This window comes from Mycobacteroides sp. H003 (assembly GCF_001440135.1).
GTDB classification, from domain to species: Bacteria; Actinomycetota; Actinomycetes; order Mycobacteriales; family Mycobacteriaceae; genus Mycobacterium; species Mycobacterium gwanakae.
On sequence record NZ_LJYL01000018.1, the window covers coordinates 1 to 869 of the forward strand.

The 869-nt window shown below is 64.4% G+C and carries 1 protein-coding gene; it reads left to right on the plus strand.

Going from position 1 to position 869, the window contains the following annotated elements:
* The coding region (locus AOT87_RS12595) for an ABC transporter ATP-binding protein (protein WP_131727640.1) at window positions 1–869 on the plus strand (869 nt) is incomplete at both ends.

The following is an 869-nucleotide window of genomic DNA, read 5'->3' on the forward strand; positions in this document are numbered from 1 at the left end:
CTGGCCCGCATCGGCTACCGCATCGGATTCGCCCTACTCAACGACTCACAACACCAAGTCGCCGACCGGCTCACCCACATCCCACTGAGCTGGTTCACCGCCGAACGCACCGCCATGGCCCGCCAGGCAATCTCCTCCGGCGGCCCCGACCTCGTCGGATTCATCTCCAACCTGCTGACGCCGATGATCGGCGCAGCACTACTACCGGCAGCCATCACCATCGGATTGTTCTTCGTCTCATACAAACTCGGCATCGCCGCCGCCATCACCTTGCCACTCATAGTCGGCGCGCTACTGGCGAGTATCCGCATCGTCCGCACCGCCGACGAAGCAGACACCAAGGCGCACAGCGCACTGACCGAACGCATCCTGGAATTCGCACGCACCCAAGCCGCCCTACGAGCCAGCCGACGCGTGAACCCCGCCCGCAGCCAGGCCGGCCAAGCCGTCGCGACAGCACGTGGTGCGACCATGCGGCTCTTGCTCTTTCAGATCCCCGGTCAGCTGCTGTTCAGCATCGTCAGCCAGATCACCCTCATCCTGCTCGCCGGCACCACCACAGCCCTCGCGGTGCGCGGCGAGATCGGAGCACCCGAAGCCGTCGCACTCATGGTCATCGTGGTCCGATTCCTGGAACCATTCACCGTCCTAGCGGGCCTGGGCGGGGCGGTCGAAAACTCGCGCGCCATATTTGAGCGCCTCAACACCATCATCACCACCGACGCCGCCGATCAACCCGGAGACGCCGTCGCATCCGCCCACACCCCCGCCCCACGCATCGAATTCCGCAACGTCACCTTCCGCTACGACAGCACCAGCGAACACGTCCTCAACGACATCAACTTCATCCTGGAACCAGGGAGCACCAC